The following is a 16,276-nucleotide window of genomic DNA, read 5'->3' on the forward strand; positions in this document are numbered from 1 at the left end:
AGGAAGAGGGAAGAAGGAAGAAGTCCGAGGGAAGTTCGGCAACGGATTATGTACGGGATGTAACGGATGTAACGGATGTAAGTTCGTCGGAAGAGGGAAGAAGGAAGAGGTCCGAGGTCCGAGGGAAGAAGGAAGAAGGCTATAACGGCTTTGTTTAGGGTGAAAAGAGGGAAGATTTTTCCCATCTTTCGTTATCCCCATCTCCCACTATCCCCATCTCCCCATTTCCCCCAAGTCTTAATATTTACTCTCGCACAACTTTGAGGGTTTGGAGGCTTCTATCGCTGCAACCTGTGATTTGGCCGCCTGCTGCAAGGACTTGTTGCAGGTAGTCTAGGGCTTCTGGGGTAATGATTTCACCGGGCATCAAAACTGGTATTCCTGGGGGATAGGGACAGATGAGCTCGGCGCACAGGCGATCGACCGCTTTGTCTGCAGCTACAGTTTCCACTGGGGAAAAGAAGGCATCGCGGGGGGAGAGGGTGCGATGGGGAGAGGGGGAGAGTGGGGGAATGGGAGAGGGGGAGAGTGGGGGAATGGGAGAGGGGGAGAGTGGGGAATGGGAAAAATCTTGCTTGTTGCTTGTTGCTTCTTGCTGAAATATCGAGCTATTAAATCCGTTAAATCCCGCACATCGATCGATGTCGAACTTGCTTCTTTCTGCTAAAACTGTGAAAGCTTTAACTAGATTTTCGATATCTGATTCTGTATTCCCCAAACTGATAATAAATGTGAGATGTTGCGGCATGGGAAGTTCTGCTGTGACTGCGAGTTCCGAGTGCATGATTTCATCTGCGAAAAATCCTGTGATGCCTAAATCGGATACTTTTACTGTTAGCCTCGTTCTGTCTAATGCGGCAAAACCGGGCGTGTTTGATGTTTCTAAAACTGATAAGCCGGGAATTTGATTGAGACGATCGCGCGCTTGGTCTGCTAATAGTAAGGTTTGAGCCATTAATTCTTTGCCACGGAGTGCGATTTGTTGGCGGGCTGCATCTAAGGATGCTAACAATAAGTAGCTGGGACTGGTGGATTGTACTAGCTGCAATGCTCGATCGAGTTTTTGGATATTTATACGATCGCCCTTGAGGTGCAGCATCGATGCTTGTGTCATTGCACCGAGGGTTTTGTGGATTGATTGTACCGTTAAATCTGCCCCGGCTGATAGGGCCGGTTCTGGTAAGTTTGGGTGAAAGTTAAAGTGCGCGCCGTGGGCTTCGTCTGCTAATAACGGGATGTTGTATTGATGGGTAATTTGGGCGATCGCCCGCAAATCCCCGCAAACGCCGTGATAGGTTGGGTAAACTATCATTACTGCTTTCGCGTCGGGATGTTGTTCTAGGGCTGCTGCTGTGGCTTCTGGGGTGATGCTGTTGGCAATATCCCAATCCGGGTTGTATTCTGGATTGACAAAAATCGGAATTGCGCCGGATAAAATCAAACCTGAAATCGCCGATGAGTGGATATTTCGAGGTAGGATAATTTTATCGCCGGGGCCGCAAGTTGCTAAGATGGCTGCGATAATTCCGCAAGTTGAACCGTTAGCCAAAAACCGAGTTGATTGGGCTCCAAATGCTTGGGCGGCTAATTCTTGAGCTTCGGCAATTGCACCTTCTGGGTTAAAGAGATTGTCTAACTCCGGCAATTCGGGCAAATCCGAGCGAAATACTGTCGCACCGAATAAGTCAATTAAGGGCCCTGAGATTCCTTGTCCGCGTTTATGTCCGGGGGCGTAGAATGGGGCGTGCGGATGATTTGTGCGATCGCGCAGGGCATCTAATAGCGGTGTTTGTTGTTGAGGGTTGGGTGCTGACACGCTTAATTTTATTTGTTGTAGTTGATATTTAGTTTAATACCGAAGGCTTAGTTTTAGGCTGGCATAACAGTTAATCATAGCTCTTTAGATAGATGTGTAATTTATTTTTAATTTAGCATACTTGTACAAGTGCCGTATAAATACTTGATTGACATTGCAACCGCAGATGTTGGCAGAGAAACACAGATGAACGCAGATAAATGCAAGAATTTAATTGGAAACATGGCAATTAAATTTTACGGTAATTAAACAAGGTCACACATTAGTTATTTTTATTTATCAAAAAATGGCTGGAAGTGGCGACAAAATTTTCGAGAAACATCTCTATTAGCTGAGCAAAAAAGTAACATGATTTTTCCCAACTCTACTCCGTTTCCAGGCCCGCAGATTCCCAGTACCGAACCGGGGCTGCCGGAAATTCCTTCGTCGCCACCGGTGCCGGGCCCGGTACCCGAACCGATTCCTGGCCCAGTACCGGAGCCGGTACCAGCCCCAATTCCGCAGCCAATTCCCGAACCGGTGCCGGAAACTGTACCCTCGCCGATTCCTCAAACAGTGCCGGGGCCTATTCCTCAGACAATCCCTGAACCAATCTAAATTATGTTTTAGTCGATCGCGAAATTTAAGATTGTTTGTGAGGTCGATCGCCCAAACCGATTTTCTCGCAAGTCCCCAATTTGTTGATGGGACAGGGACAGGTTCTGGGCGATATTTTACGTGACCATTTGTAAACCCTTGAGCCATCGACCTAAAGTTAGAGTTTTAGGCGGGCACAGGCGCGAACATTGGGCGATCGATCTGATATATTGCGGATACTTATGATATTTTGATACAGTGATATGTTTCTAAATAGCTATGCTTACCGCCGGAATTGTCGGACTGCCTAATGTTGGCAAATCTACTTTGTTTAATGCTCTGGTTGCTAATGCCAAGGCGACTGCTGCTAATTTTCCTTTCTGTACGATCGAGCCAAATACGGGTATCGTGGCAGTACCAGACGAACGGTTGAAGGTGCTGAGCGATATTTCCAAATCCGTGCAAACTGTGCCGACGCGGATGGAGTTTGTGGATATTGCGGGTTTGGTGAAGGGTGCGAGTCAGGGGGAAGGACTGGGAAATCAGTTTTTGTCTCACATTCGGGCTGTAGATGCGATCGTCCATGTTGTCCGCTGTTTTGACAATGATGATATCATTCACGTTGCAGGTTCTGTCGATCCCCAGCGAGATATTGACATTATCAATCTAGAATTAATTTTAGCAGATTTGGCTCAAATTGAACGCCGGCTCGATCGCACTCGCAAACAAGCCCGCAACAACAAGGAAGCTCAAGCAGAAGTGGACGTGCTTGAAAAGTTAGTTGTGGTTTTGAATGCAGAAAAACCCGTGCGCCAGTGCAGTTTAACTGAGGAAGAAGCTGAATTAGTTAAAGGCTTAGAATTGTTAACAAACAAGCCGATTATCTATGCGGCTAACGTGTCTGAAGACGATTTGGGAACTGGAAATAGCTATGTCGAACAAGTTCGGGAAATAGCAGCTAAAGAAAATGCTAAGGTTGTCATAGTTTCGGCGCAAGTTGAGTCAGAATTGGTAGAGTTGCCAGAAGAAGAACGGGTAGATTTTCTCGAATCTCTCGGCGTGACTGAAGGTGGCTTAAAATCTTTGATTCGAGCTACTTACGAATTATTGGGTTTGCGGACTTATTTCACTAGCGGGCCCAAGGAAACTCGCGCTTGGACGATTATAGCGGGAATGTTAGCACCGCAAGCAGCAGGAGTGATTCACTCGGACTTTGAGCGGGGTTTCATCCGGGCCGAAACTGTAGCGTATGAAGATTTGGTTGCTACGGGCGCGATGAATGCAGCTAAGGAAAAAGGCTTAGTTCGCAGTGAAGGAAAAGAGTATGTTGTACAAGAGGGGGATGTGCTGTTGTTCCGATTTAATGTTTAGTTTTTTCAGGAGATAAGCAAATGCAGATAGATATAGTTTCGCTGATAATTGCTTGGTTGGTAACATCGGTGAGCTTTTTTATTCTTTCCAAGTTGCCCATCGGGGTAGATATTGACACTTTTGGAAAAGCGATGGTTTCGGCTGCAGTTTTTGGATTGCTGAATGCTTTAGTGCGGCCGATTTTTGTATTTTTGGGCTTCCCTATTGTATTGGTAACTTTTGGTTTGTTTATGATTGTTATCAATGCTGCTATCTTTGGATTGGCTGCTTGGCTAGTCGAAGGGTTTCGCTTGCGGTGGGGAATTTGGAGTGCTTTGTTGGGCGCTGTAGCACTGGGTTTTATTAACTCTTTGCTCTATCAGGTGTTGGGTACGCTACCAAGTGTACGGTAGATAGAAAAAGTAACGCGAAAGGGGCGGGTTTATCTGTGTTGTTAGCTATAGCAAATATCTCCCGCAAAACCCGCCCCTAATGACTCATGACCAATGACCTATGACCAATGACCTATGACCTATGACCTATGACCAATGACCAATGACCTATGACCAATGACCAATGACCAATGACTCATGACTAATGACCAATGACTAATGACCAATGACTAATGACCTATGATGAGTAATTGTCAGGGACAAAAGCCTCTCGACTGCGACTATTTTCCACAGGCCAGTCTGGATGTTCTCCACCGATAATCAATTCTTCAACCGTCACGAATTCTTTGCTTAGTTGCTGGAAAACATTAATTAAAATATCGATGCCGATAGCGTCGCTAGTCCCTAAATCAAACCAACAGCGAGCCCAAGAACCTTGATACTCCATTTCTCCCATATTGTGCATCAAAGCCATCATGCTTTGGTCGGCTAGATTAACATCGTAATCCATGTCACTAATATCTAAGCCTTCATCTTGAACTTGCAAATTTTCGGCATTAAATCCCCCTAGTTTTCCCAAGAAAAACCAAGAGTCAAATACTTCTTCAACATACTGTTTTTCACCGTTTGAAGGCACGTTGCTAAACTTCAGCCAAATCCAGAGGTCAAAGGGGTTAAACTCGCGAAACTGTACTTTCATGGTTTTTTGGTATTTTTATAGTGGTGGTAAAGCCGTCGGCCCCCAGATGCCACCTGCATCTCTAATTTTATCGCGCATTGGGTCGCAGTTGCGAGATTTGCTGTCGAGACGGTTGCGGGTTTTGCACTGCTGAAAGAAGATTTCGGCTACTAGGCTGCGCGGTAGTTGGTCTGGTTTGACTAAGGCTGCGTCGAAGTTTTGACGGGCTTCTTCTAGTAGGGTTTTGTTGCTTTCTTTTCCCCTGGCTTCGGAAAACAAGATTTGTGCTTTGAGATAAAGAATTTCTGGATTGTTTGGCGTTTCTGCTAGGGATTTGTTGGCAAATTCTAGGGCGCGATCGTATTTTTTCAAGTCTCGATAGCCTACTGCCATGCCGCGATAAGCTAAGTAGCGGGGAGAAGCTTTTTCTTCCAGTCGTTTAATGGCTTCGCTGGGGTTGGAAAAGGGCAGGTTTGTGGCTAGCATTAAGTCCATGTAGCCTTTAAGCAGGTTGAGTTCTGGGTCGTTGGGAGCTATTTTTTCGGCTGCATCTAGGTATTGAAATACTACTCGCAGTTTGTTGAGTGCTTGGGGCGCGCCTTTGGCTGTTCCTTCTTTGGCTATGGCATTTGCTCCTTCGAGAAAGTGACCGACTGCTGTGTATAGATTGCCGCGCAAGGGGTTAGTTTTGGTCAATTGTTCGCCTACTTCGCGGGTTTTTTGCGCGTAGGAATTCATCGAGTCGAAGTCTTGCTCGATGTAGGATAGGGAGGCTGCCATTGCATAGGCTAGCGGCTCGTTTGGTTCGGCTAATAGTGCTTGTTGAACTTGGACTTTTGCTTGTTTGTAGTTTCCTTGTTCAAACATTGTTTTGAAGGCTGCTTCGGTGTTGGGCCCGATCGCCTGTGGGTTGCTGCTGCGAAAGGGATCCCCCGCTACTGCAGAGTTAATGCAGATGCTCAGGACGATCGCACTTGCTCCAAGGGCGATCGCCCCCACAGTCTTTTTGGAACTCAACATCTGCTTGCCAATGGACGCTAAAATAGTTTTCATCATCGTCAATTCTCAAAAAGCAATTGATTGTAAACTGGGAATCTGAAAATTAAAAATTCAGACTTCCGGGCCGCGACTCAAAAATCGATCGGATGGTCTTGATTTTTCCTGGCTATTGCTGTATACTTTAATAATGGGACTGTGAGCATTCATAAAATTTCTGCACATATTTTCATTATTAAATAATAGCATTAAATAATCTCAAAAGCAAGGGGGAAAGCTCAAAAAAAAAGGTCGATTTTTGTAAAGATTTATGTAAAATAATTGTGTGCGATCGGTATCAGCCAGAAAAAGCCTGAATCATCAATAGCACATCGAAGGACTAATAACCAATAACTAATAACCAATGACCAATAACTAATGACTAATGACTAATGACTAATGACTAATGACTTTTTCACAACCAACAACTGCCATTAATGCTTTATCTAAAAAACTTAGTCTATCATCCTACAGCCTGTCCGAATGCTATTCTGAAAAATATCAACTTAGAACTGCCATCGCAGCAAATGGGGCTGATTGTAGGTCGCAGCGGTTCCGGCAAAAGTACGCTCTTAGAAATATTAGCAGGTTTAGCAGAAAAAACTAGCGGCGACATCCGCTGGCGCGAACAAGAATTAACACCGGAACACTTGCAACAGTTAGGAGGTTTAGTATTCCAGTTTCCCGAAAGGCATTTTTGCGGAGGCACAATTTTAGAAGAATTGCGACTGGGACATCCTGAATTGGGACAAGAACAAATTAACTCAGCAATGATAGAGGTGGGACTCGGACATTTGCCGCTGCGTAGTTCTCCCCACGCTTTGAGTGGCGGACAACAGCGCCGGGTAGCCCTAGCGGTGCAACTAATTCGCCAGCCGCATTTACTGCTTTTGGACGAACCGACGGCGGGTTTAGATTGGTCGATGCGCCGACAGTTGGTAAGCTTGTTGGGTAAGTTGAAAAGTCACTGGACTTTGTTGATTGTCACTCACGATGCTAGCGATTTGTTGGGCGTTGCTGATAAATTTTGGACTTTAGACCACGGGGATTTGCAGGAGGTCGATCGGGCTAAGTTAGAGGCTAAGGAAACGAGTTTTGTAAGTTCTTAGTCATTGGTCATTAGTCATTAGTTATTGGTTATTGGTTATTGGTTATTGGTTATTAGTCATACCAAATCCGGGTTGGGTATCCCCTTTATCAACGAGTCGGCGCAGGCCGACATCGTTTGTGTAGACGCGGTTTCAACCGCCGAATCATAAAAGGGATATGTTACCCGAATCTAGTATCAGTCATTAGTCATTGGTCATTGGTCATTGGTCATTAGTTATTGGTTATTGGTTATTGGTTATTGGTCATTGGTTATTATAGCGGTTCTCAATCTTGGTGAGGTATCCGGGATACTTCCACTCCTGCCTATGCCCGGTTTGGCCTATGCCATATACCCGTGAGAGCACCTCATGTTACGCTCGAAAGGCTATAGTTGGTGCGGGCAGGTATAACGCATTGTGAAGTATTTTTAGGTATTTTGGAGCGGAGAGAATTTGCAGAGTTTACGAAATAGTAGGAATAGAAGATGAATCAGATGACAGTGCCTGTGTTGCCGGAAATGAATGAATTGTGGCAAAAAACGCTGAATTGGCAGCCGGATGAGTCGCAGCAGCAACAATTTCAGCGGCTTTACGAGTTGATTGTTGAGGGAAATCGTTCCTTGAATTTAACTCGAATTACTGAGCCTGTTGAGTTTTGGGAAAAACATTTGTGGGATTCTCTGCGGGGAATTGCGAGACTGCTGCCACCTAATCAAAATTTGGCGGAAAATAACGATTCTCCCGCAAAGCACCCGTTGAAAGCGATTGATATCGGGACTGGTGGCGGTTTTCCGGGGTTACCGATCGCGATCGCCCTACCGCATTTATCTGTCACTCTCCTGGATTCTACTCGCAAGAAAATCACTTTCTTGGACACGATTTTGCCGTCTTTAGGGATAGAAAATGCGGTGACTTTGCTGGGCAGATCCGATGAAATTGCTCGACAGTTGCCCCATAAACAAGCTTACGATTTAGCCCTTCTGAGGGCTGTTGGAGCCGCTTCTGCGTGTGCTAAATACGCGCTGCCTTTCCTAAAAAACGGCGGTTTGGCTGTGCTTTACCGGGGGAATTGGACGGCGGAGGAAGAGACGGATTTGCAAAGTGCGATCGAGCGTTTGGGTGGCACACTTGAGTCAGTCGAATCATTCACAACGCCCACGAGTCAGGGCGCGCGCCACTGCGTTTACTTGCGGAAAACTGTACAGCAGTTCGATCGCCCGATGCGTTAGCTAGAGAACCGCTATTTGGCGGGATTAATATCAAGGGATGTTTGTATTTTAGAGATAACAAATAGTGTAGCTCGATCGCACCTACACTATTTGTGAAACTAACCGATCGCCTTTTCGTAGCGCTTGTTAACTTCCGTCCAATTAACAACATTCCACCAAGCTTTTAAGTAGTCAGCACGCAGGTTTTGATACTTGAGATAATAAGCGTGTTCCCAAACATCATTGCCCATAATTGGGTAATTTCCTTCCATGAAAGGGCTGTCTTGATTGGCAGTAGTTGCAATTTCTAATTTGCCTGCTTTGTTGCGAACCAGCCAAACCCAACCGCTGCCAAAACGCTTAGTACCGGCTTCGTTAAATTTGGCTTGAAAATCGCTAACACTGCCGAAATTTTGCTTAATTGCTGTGGCAATTGCTCCTGTGGGTTCGCCGCCGCCTTTGGGACTCATGATTTCCCAAAACATACTGTGATTAAGGTGTCCGCCGCCGTTATTGCGTACAGTTGTGCGAATATCTTCCGGCACTTTGCTCAAATCTTTGAGCATATTTTCCGCACTAATATTTTTAAGTTGCGGGTGTTTGCTGACAGCTTCGTTGAGGTTTTTAACGTAGGCGGCGTGATGTTTGTCGTGGTGAAATTGCATTGTCCGCGCATCGATGTGCGGTTCTAAAGCGTTGTATTCGTAAGGTAGAGGCGGCAGTGTAAAAGGCCCGGGAGTTTGGGCTACTTTTGTGTCTTTAGAAGCTGAACTTGCTTGCAGTACATTATTTCCTGATGCTTGGCAAGCACCTGCGGTAAGAGCTCCGACGCTAGCTGTTAGCAAATACAAAAAATCTCGGCGTTTGAGTGTCATAAAAAGTACCTAAGTGAATTATTAACTGTTTTAGCTCAGGTTGAAGCAAAATGGGAGGGAGTTTGGAAAAAAAAGTTCTATCGCCCGAATGGATGAGACGGATGGGTGATGGTTGTGAGACTTTTTTGAGTATACGCTAATTGTGTGCGCCTGAGTTTTACTCATGTGTTCCGGTTAACTAACCCGATTTCTTTGTTGAAACCGGGTTTTTTTTGATTATTCTTGGGAAAGACGCTGCACGGATTCGCCTCCAAAAAGTCGATCGGCTGCTTGGAGAATACCGGGAATTTTGGCTGCGTGGGGGCTGTGGGCGAGACAGCGGCGCAAGTCTAATTCATCGATGCGATGGCGTTCCGCCCCGCAAGCTACGGCTTTTTGACCAGGAAACCAGTGGCTGGCGTTACCTAAAAGGTTGTAGCGCATCTTGCAATAGTCGATCGCATCGTAAGCATTCGCCAAATTCCACAGCCACAAAATCACACGAATGTTAACCTCTCCGGGAGTATTTTCGATAGTTGGCAAACCGACATCCCAAGTCTTAAACCAATCTTCTCCTAATTTATCAATCGCTGCCTTTTCCAACCTAGCTAATATCGGCGGCAACAATTCATCGGCTCTATCTAACAATTTTACAGTTGTCAGATGCTCGTTAAAATCTTCAGGTTTGGCAGCACCCAAACTCAAAGTATGTACTTGCGGGTGCGACAAACAAAACAAATCGTTAAACACCATCGGACTCAGGGGATAGCACAAATCAACCAATTTTTGCGATGGGTTGTAAAGTTGACCGCCTTTGTCAGAAGGGCTGATAATAAAAACGCCCATGTCGTGACGTTTTGCCGCTTCAATTGCGGGCCAATTAATTTGATTGATGTAGTACCAGTGCAAGTTAATATAATCAAATTGATTGGTTTCAATGGTTTTAACAATCACATCCGTCGGCCCGTGAGTTGCAAAACCAATAAACCGAACTTTGCCTTCTGCTTGCAATTGTTTAGCAACATCCACACAGCCGCCGGGACGCATAGATTCCTCTAGCAATTCCCACGTATTAATGCCGTGTAGGGAAAATAAATCGACGTATTCTAGTTGCAAATAAGCTAAGGATTTATTGAATTCTTCGCGAAACTCCTGGGAGTTAGCTTGGGGATTTACTTTTGTTTGAACTATTAATTTTTCGCGGGGAAACTGCGGCAAAATCAAGCCTAACTGCATCTCGGAAGTGCCGTAACCGCGAGCAGTTTCTATGTGATTGATGCCGCATTCGATAGAATAGCGAATTGTGGCTTCTACATTTTGTTGATTGTCTGGTGGAATCTCATTTACTGGTACGTCTTGCCATTTGTGGTGATATCTCATGCCGCCACAGGAAAAGACGGGCATGGATAATTCTGTGCGGCCAAATCTGCGATATTGCATCATAAGTAGAAGGAAGAAGTCATTAGTCATTAGTCATTAGTCATTAGTCGGTAGGGGCGGTGGATGGTGCGTGCCCGCCCTCTTAGCTTAGCAGTCATTAGTCATTAGTCATTAGTTAGTAGTTAGTAGTTAGTAGTTATTAGTTAGTAGTTATTAGTGCTGTCCCCCGAGCTTTCCGTCCAACGTCATCAGGAATAAGGAACCATAATTATGATTGCAGTTATCAATAAATTCCTAAATTTATTGGTGGTTAATATACATTGATCGACCAGGCTTTTTGTTTTTTTTAGGCTGCACTCTACCTTATAATAGTTTTGTTTAGAACAGGCAAGATGCCTGTTCAACCAAGAATTTTTGACAATCTGCAGGTAAGCTTTGACTATTTAGAAATCTCGCGAACTGCGGGTTTTCCTTCCTTGATTTCGCCTACTAAAACTAAATCAGTACAGCCTACAAATAAGCCATTTTCTAACACACCGGGAATGTTATTCAATGTTTTTTCCATTTCTCCGGGGTTAGGAATGTCATCAAATTTGACATCAATTACCATGTTACCTTGGTCGGTAATTACTGGGCCGGCTTTTTTGATTCCCATGCGGAGTTCTGGTTTGCCTCCCAATTTTTCGATGGCGCGAGTAACGGGGGTGATTGCCATCGGTATTACTTCGATGGGTACGCGAAAAGTAGAACCCAATTTATCTACCATTTTGGAACTGTCAACTACTACAATAAACTGAGTTGCGAGGTAATCGACCACTTTTTCGCGGGTGTGCGCTGCGCCGCCACCTTTAATTAAGTTGAGGTGGGGATCGACTTCATCAGCGCCGTCTATAGCTACGTCAATTCTGTCAATCTCATCTAATGTTGTCAGCGGCACTCCGTATTGTTTGGCCAATACTTCTGATTGAAAGGATGTCGGGACTCCTTTGATATCTTTGAGCTCTCCTGATTTTATGCGATCGCCCAATGCTTGAATAGTATAAGCTGTAGTTGACCCCGTGCCGAGTCCGACAATCATACCAGATTTTACGCGATCGGCTGCTGCAAAGCCGACTTGCTGTTTCATCAATTTTACGGGATCTTGTTCTGTGGTCATGTTCGGTACTCCTTAATAGTTTTAAGATTATACCATTTATCATGGATTTATTTAACCGCAGAGAGCGCAGAAAACGCTGAGAGGAAGAAGAAGAACAGAGGCAAATTGCAAATTATTTCAAGTGAAAACTTCTCTCTTTCTTCTCTGCGCCCTCTGCGCCCTCTGCGGTTAAACAAAAAAAAATCTAGTTCAAAAGTCGGCGGATAATTGCCATAATGAAAATCGGATTTCTGGATACCTACACTTGGGATTATAATATTGATACTCCTTACCGCGAACCTTTGGGCGGCACTCAGTCGGCTATTTGTTATTTGGCTGAGGCGTTGGCTGCGCTGGGAAGCGAGGTATTTTTACTTAACAATACTTCCGAGTCTGGGATGTCGCGCGGTGTTGATTGCAGGCAGCGGGTAGGGAATAAAGCTAATTTAGAATTGCTGCGATCGCTCGATTTTTTAGTTATAGTCAATATAGTCGGCAAAGCGCTGGAAATTAAGCCGCTTTTGGGCCAACATACTAAGTTGATTTTGTGGATTCATAACGAACCAGGCTTTGTCTTTCTTGAAAATTTTAATAATCCTCAAGAAGTTAATGCTTGCGATGCGTTTGTTTTTGTTAGCGACTGGCAGCGCGAGCAATTTCACACTCGTTTTGGGATTGACTCGAATCGCAGTTATGTTTTAAGAAATGCGATCGCACCTTGTTTTGCTAACATCTTTTCCGAGAATGTTTCAATCCTCTCTCAAAAATATCTACCGCCAATTATAGCTTACACCAGCACTCCCTTTCGCGGACTAGATATTTTGTTAAAAGTCTTTCCCGAAATTCGTCAAGCTGTCCCCGGCACTAGATTAAAAGTATTTTCTAGCATGAAAGTACACCAAATAGACGACAATGATAACAATCTTTTTTTCGGTCAACTTTACCGCCAGTGTCAGGCAACAGCAGGCGTTGAGTACATCGGTTCGGTACCGCAACCCGAACTCGTCCGGCAACTGCGTTCAGTCGCGGTTTTAGCTTACCCTAATACCTATTTGGAAACGTCATCTATTGCGGTGATGGAGGCGATGGCCAGCGGTTGCCGGATTGTGACGAGTGATTTGGCGGCTTTGCCGGAAACAACGGCTGGATTTGCGCGTCTAGTTTCTCTGTCGGGGAGAGAAAATTTGGCATCGGTAACTAATTGGAACCGTGCCGGAAAACCGGATTGGGAGGGATATACAAGGCGGTTTTTTGAGGCGACAGTCTCAGTTTTAAAAGAGTTTGCGGGGGCCGGCCGCGCCACTGCTGAAAATGATCTGAGACGGCAGGTAGAATATATAAATCGAGGGTGTACTTGGTCTGTGCGTGCCGGAGAGTGGGTAGAATGGTTGAATATTATTAGTGTAAAACCTGTAAGAGTGGCAGAGAAAATGATCGCGGATTCTTTGGTAGATTTCAAGGCAGTTAAAAGTTATTTCCTAAAGGGCAATCGGCTGAAAGATGCAGGCAATTTCGATGGCGCTATTGAAAATTATCAGCAAGCTTTAGAGTTGAATCCAGCCGAGGCGGAAGTTCATAAAAAGTTGGCGGAAGTTTATATTTTGCAAGGAGAATTTGCTAGGGCGATCGCCCAATGCAATCTCGCCCTTAAATTCCAACCGAATTTTGCTGCCGCTTACTTGACGCTGGGTAATGCCCTGCAGGCTGAAGAGAAGCTGGAAATGGCAATTAAAGCTTATTTGCAAGCTTTAGAAATTCAGCCTAAATTTGCCGAAGCTAGCGCGAATCTCGGCAGTATGTATTACAAGTTAGGGCAATTGGAACAGGCGGCAAATTGTTACCAAAAAGCTCTTGCTATTAATCCCAATTTGTGTTCGGTTCATTTGATGCTGGCAGGCGTTTTGCAGCAGCAAGGAAAGTTAGATGCAGCAATTGCTTGCTGTCAAAAAGTGCTTCAAATGCAACCTGGAGATGCTAGCGCTGCGGAAAAAATATCGAGTTTAATTAAACAACAACAGCAAGCAACTGTCGCCAGCCAAGTCATCGAATTAGAAACAGAATCAGACGCAGCGCAACCAATCTCTGTCAATAAAGATGAAGGCTACGGCTTGCAGCCTTCTAGCATCAATTTGCCGCCTGCGCCTACCACAGAAAATTTAAATACTCCGTTTACCAATCCCGCCGCAGTTTCCGAACAAGTTACCTCGCTGAAGGTTCCAGACAGCAGACAAGTTGCCAATTATCAAGAAGTAGAACCCTACAAAAAACTGGCAGAAAACTGTTTAGTTCAAGGTAAAATTAAAGAGGCGATCGCAGCGTGCCAGCAAGCCCTAAAAATTCGCCCCGATTACATCCACGCTTACGTCACTTTAGGCAATGCTTTGCAAGCGGGAGGCAAAATTGAAGCTGCTATTCGATCGTACTCTCAAGCCTTAGAATTGCAGCCAAATTTTGCGGAAGTGCGGGCAAATATTGGCAGTATGTACTTTAAAATGGGACGTTTGGAAGAGGCGATCGCCAATTACCAGCAAGCCATTGCCTTGAGTCCCGATTTAGCGGGCGCTCACTGGAATTTAGGGAAAGTATATCACAAACACGGCAACGTCGAAGCAGCGATCGCCTGTTTTAAAAGAACATCCGAACTCAACCCGCAGCTTGTCGGTGCCGACTTCCACTTTAACTTAGGTAATCGGCTTTTCAGTCAAGGAAAGCGCGACGAAGCCGTTGAAAGCTACTCCAAGGCGATCGCCATTAAACCCGATTGGGCAGAAGCCTATGCTAACATCGGCAGCGCGCGATCGCAACAAGGCAATCTCGATGCTGCCATCGCTTACTATCAAAAAGCTGTAAGTTTCAAGCCAGAATTAGAAGTTCTGCACTTCAATTTAGGCAACTCATTCTTACAGCTATGCAGGTACGAAGAAGCAATTATTCATTACCAAAATACCCTCAAAATCAAGCCAGATTGGCCGGAAGTTCACGCTAACCTAGGCAGTTGTTTTTCCATGCTGGGACGGCTGGAAGAAGCTTTAACCAGCTATCAGCAAGCTTTGACACTAAAACCGGATTGGGCAGAGGTTTACTGCCGGATGGGACACATTCAAAAACAAGATAAGCCCCTAGAGGCGATCGCACATTTTGAAAAGGCGATCGAATGCAGCCCCAAATTCAGCGAAGCCCACCAACAACTCTGCGACTTGCTAAGCCACTCCACCAACCTCGCCAGAGCCCGCAGCGTCGCCGACAAATACTGCGAATTTTGCGGCGACAATGCCCCAGTCATGTCAGCCACAGCCTACGTCTTTTCCTACCTACAATCAGGTGTCAGCAAACAGGCAATTCAGAAACTCGAAGAAATCGAAAAACTCTGCTACGAAAAAGTCGAAACCTTTAGCGTCATCGAACTAAAACTGCTTTACGAAATCTTCCTATTTGCAGTTTCCCACCTGCGAGACAACCGCCAAAAAAATGCCAGCTTCTACCGATTAGTTGCCAAGGAATACTACAAAAAAGCCGTCATGCAGCGGCAGCAAATCAACCGCATAAAATCGGCAAATTCCCTCACAAAAAAACAGCCCTTAAAAATCGGCTTCCTTTCCAAACACTTCCGCCGCCACTCAGTAGGCTGGTGCAGCGAAGCTTTAATTCGCGAATTAAGCCGCATCACTCCCCACGTTCATCTTTACGTCACCGGTAAACTCAACCGAGATGAAGTTACCGAACGATTTGAAGAAATGGCGGGCAAGTTTTACTGGCCGAAAAAATATCCCAACGGCTTTGCTGACGGCGGCGAAATCCTCGCAGAAATAGTGCAAGACGATTTGGATGTTTTAATAGATTTAGACTCAATGACAGTGCCGACAAATGTCGAAGTGCTGTATCAATATCCTGCGGGAATTTGCGTTTCTTGGCTGGGATTCGATGCGCCCTACATTTCGGAAAATCACTACTTTCTCTGCGACGAACACACTCATCCCCCAGGCGTTGAAGAACATTACTTAGAACAGTTAGTTAGGTTGCCTAGTTGTTCGGTAGCAATTGGCGCGCTGCAAAGCATTGCCGTGAATCGAGAAGCGATTAGAAATGCTCTGGGAATTGGCTTAAATCAAATGGCTTATTTGTGTGTTGCGCCGGGGAGAAAAACGAATCCCGAAATGGTACAAGCTCAAGTTAGAATTCTCAAACAAGTACCAGATAGTTTATTGATTCGCAAGGGCCAAGGAGATCCAGATGTTATTCACAGCACTTACCGCGAAGAATGCGATATTCAAGGAGTAGATTTTGCTCGAATTAAGTTTATCGGGCAAACCAGAACCGAGGAAGAACACCGCGCTATTTATTACGTAGCCGACGTGCTGTTAGATTCCTATCCTTACAACGGTGGCACTCACAATTTAGAGGCTTTGTGGGCGAATTTGCCAGTGGTAACTAGATCCGGCGACCAATATCTTTCGCGGATGGGTTATGCTTTTCTCAAAAGTGCAAATCTTGATGTCGGCGCGGCTTGGAGTTGGGAAGAATACACGCAGTGGGGAGTTAAGTTTGGGCGGGACGCTGGTTTGAGAAATGCGGTGAAACAGCATTTAATAAAATCTAAGCAGCCGGAACATCTCGCACCTTTGTGGAATCCTAAAAAGTTGGCTGAGGAGATGTATGAAGTGTTTCAGAAACTGTTAGCTAAATAGGTTAGTCAGTAGTCAGTAGTCAGTAGTCAGTAGTCAGTAGTCAGTAGTCAGTAGTCAGTAGTCAGTAGTCAGTAGTCA

Annotated in this window: 12 protein-coding genes; 6 read left to right on the plus strand and 6 right to left on the minus strand. The window is 45.2% G+C overall.

Annotated elements, in window-relative coordinates; all coding sequences use genetic code 11:
• Positions 1 to 244 precede the first annotated feature (244 nt).
• Positions 245 to 1,816: an aminotransferase class I/II-fold pyridoxal phosphate-dependent enzyme gene (locus tag QUA97_RS21130; RefSeq protein ID WP_333195843.1), complete on the minus strand. Its 1,572-nt coding sequence runs from the start codon at positions 1,814 to 1,816 to the stop codon at positions 245 to 247.
• A 348-nt stretch (positions 1,817 to 2,164) separates the two neighbouring features.
• Between QUA97_RS21130 and QUA97_RS21135 the strand changes: the two genes are divergently transcribed.
• The 3 genes from QUA97_RS21135 (at position 2,165) to QUA97_RS21145 (ending at position 4,155) form a co-directional block, all read left to right on the plus strand.
• On the plus strand, positions 2,165 to 2,413 hold the full coding sequence (locus tag QUA97_RS21135; RefSeq protein WP_194070845.1) for a gamma-aminobutyric acid A receptor, epsilon-like protein: 249 nt from the start codon (positions 2,165 to 2,167) through the stop codon (positions 2,411 to 2,413).
• Between the two features lie 258 nt (positions 2,414 to 2,671).
• A complete protein-coding gene (gene ychF / locus QUA97_RS21140) occupies positions 2,672 to 3,763 on the plus strand; it encodes a redox-regulated ATPase YchF (RefSeq protein WP_194070846.1) in 1,092 nt (363 codons plus the stop codon).
• A 20-nt stretch (positions 3,764 to 3,783) separates the two neighbouring features.
• Positions 3,784 to 4,155: a phage holin family protein gene (locus QUA97_RS21145; RefSeq protein WP_228050347.1), complete on the plus strand. Its 372-nt coding sequence runs from the start codon at positions 3,784 to 3,786 to the stop codon at positions 4,153 to 4,155.
• A 217-nt stretch (positions 4,156 to 4,372) separates the two neighbouring features.
• Here QUA97_RS21145 and QUA97_RS21150 read toward each other — a convergent pair whose 3' ends face one another.
• Positions 4,373 to 4,834, minus strand: coding sequence for a DUF3531 family protein (locus tag QUA97_RS21150; protein WP_194070847.1), 462 nt, complete (start codon positions 4,832 to 4,834; stop codon positions 4,373 to 4,375).
• 15 nt (positions 4,835 to 4,849) lie between these two features.
• Entirely contained in the window at positions 4,850 to 5,869 is a 1,020-nt protein-coding gene (locus tag QUA97_RS21155; protein WP_194070848.1) for a Sll0314/Alr1548 family TPR repeat-containing protein, read from the minus strand.
• Between the two features lie 416 nt (positions 5,870 to 6,285).
• Here QUA97_RS21155 and QUA97_RS21160 point away from each other — a divergent pair, with 416 nt between their 5' ends.
• A complete protein-coding gene (locus tag QUA97_RS21160; RefSeq protein ID WP_194070849.1) occupies positions 6,286 to 6,957 on the plus strand; it encodes an ABC transporter ATP-binding protein in 672 nt (223 codons plus the stop codon).
• A gap of 464 nt (positions 6,958 to 7,421) precedes the next feature.
• Positions 7,422 to 8,165: a 16S rRNA (guanine(527)-N(7))-methyltransferase RsmG gene (rsmG, locus tag QUA97_RS21165; protein ID WP_333195847.1), complete on the plus strand. Its 744-nt coding sequence runs from the start codon at positions 7,422 to 7,424 to the stop codon at positions 8,163 to 8,165.
• A 98-nt stretch (positions 8,166 to 8,263) separates the two neighbouring features.
• Here rsmG and QUA97_RS21170 read toward each other — a convergent pair whose 3' ends face one another.
• From QUA97_RS21170 to rpiA, 3 genes are all read right to left on the minus strand, one after another.
• Positions 8,264 to 9,019, minus strand: a complete 756-nt coding sequence (locus QUA97_RS21170; protein WP_194070851.1) for a Fe-Mn family superoxide dismutase — start codon at positions 9,017 to 9,019, stop codon at positions 8,264 to 8,266.
• A 216-nt stretch (positions 9,020 to 9,235) separates the two neighbouring features.
• On the minus strand, positions 9,236 to 10,438 hold the full coding sequence (locus QUA97_RS21175; protein ID WP_194070855.1) for an aldo/keto reductase: 1,203 nt from the start codon (positions 10,436 to 10,438) through the stop codon (positions 9,236 to 9,238).
• Positions 10,439 to 10,817: 379 nt separating this feature from the next.
• Positions 10,818 to 11,534, minus strand: coding sequence for a ribose-5-phosphate isomerase RpiA (gene rpiA / locus QUA97_RS21180; protein WP_194070852.1), 717 nt, complete (start codon positions 11,532 to 11,534; stop codon positions 10,818 to 10,820).
• Between the two features lie 215 nt (positions 11,535 to 11,749).
• Here rpiA and QUA97_RS21185 point away from each other — a divergent pair, with 215 nt between their 5' ends.
• The gene (locus QUA97_RS21185) at positions 11,750 to 16,198 is read left to right on the plus strand and encodes a tetratricopeptide repeat protein (protein ID WP_333195848.1); all 4,449 of its coding nucleotides are present in this window, start codon (positions 11,750 to 11,752) and stop codon (positions 16,196 to 16,198) included.
• Positions 16,199 to 16,276 lie beyond the last annotated feature (78 nt).

This window comes from Microcoleus sp. CZ3-B2 (assembly GCF_036705055.1).
Classification (GTDB): domain Bacteria; phylum Cyanobacteriota; class Cyanobacteriia; order Cyanobacteriales; family Microcoleaceae; genus Microcoleus.

Coding starts and splice junctions, on each gene's coding strand:
- QUA97_RS21135 (WP_194070845.1), top strand. CDS start 2,165: ATGATTTTTCCCAACTCTACTCCGTTTCCAGGCCCGCAGATTCCCAGT.
- ychF (WP_194070846.1), top strand. CDS start 2,672: ATGCTTACCGCCGGAATTGTCGGACTGCCTAATGTTGGCAAATCTACT.
- QUA97_RS21145 (WP_228050347.1), top strand. CDS start 3,784: ATGCAGATAGATATAGTTTCGCTGATAATTGCTTGGTTGGTAACATCG.
- QUA97_RS21150 (WP_194070847.1), bottom strand. CDS start 4,834: ATGAAAGTACAGTTTCGCGAGTTTAACCCCTTTGACCTCTGGATTTGG.
- QUA97_RS21155 (WP_194070848.1), bottom strand. CDS start 5,869: ATGATGAAAACTATTTTAGCGTCCATTGGCAAGCAGATGTTGAGTTCC.
- QUA97_RS21160 (WP_194070849.1), top strand. CDS start 6,286: ATGCTTTATCTAAAAAACTTAGTCTATCATCCTACAGCCTGTCCGAAT.
- rsmG (WP_333195847.1), top strand. CDS start 7,422: ATGAATCAGATGACAGTGCCTGTGTTGCCGGAAATGAATGAATTGTGG.
- QUA97_RS21170 (WP_194070851.1), bottom strand. CDS start 9,019: ATGACACTCAAACGCCGAGATTTTTTGTATTTGCTAACAGCTAGCGTC.
- QUA97_RS21175 (WP_194070855.1), bottom strand. CDS start 10,438: ATGCAATATCGCAGATTTGGCCGCACAGAATTATCCATGCCCGTCTTT.
- rpiA (WP_194070852.1), bottom strand. CDS start 11,534: ATGACCACAGAACAAGATCCCGTAAAATTGATGAAACAGCAAGTCGGC.
- QUA97_RS21185 (WP_333195848.1), top strand. CDS start 11,750: ATGAAAATCGGATTTCTGGATACCTACACTTGGGATTATAATATTGAT.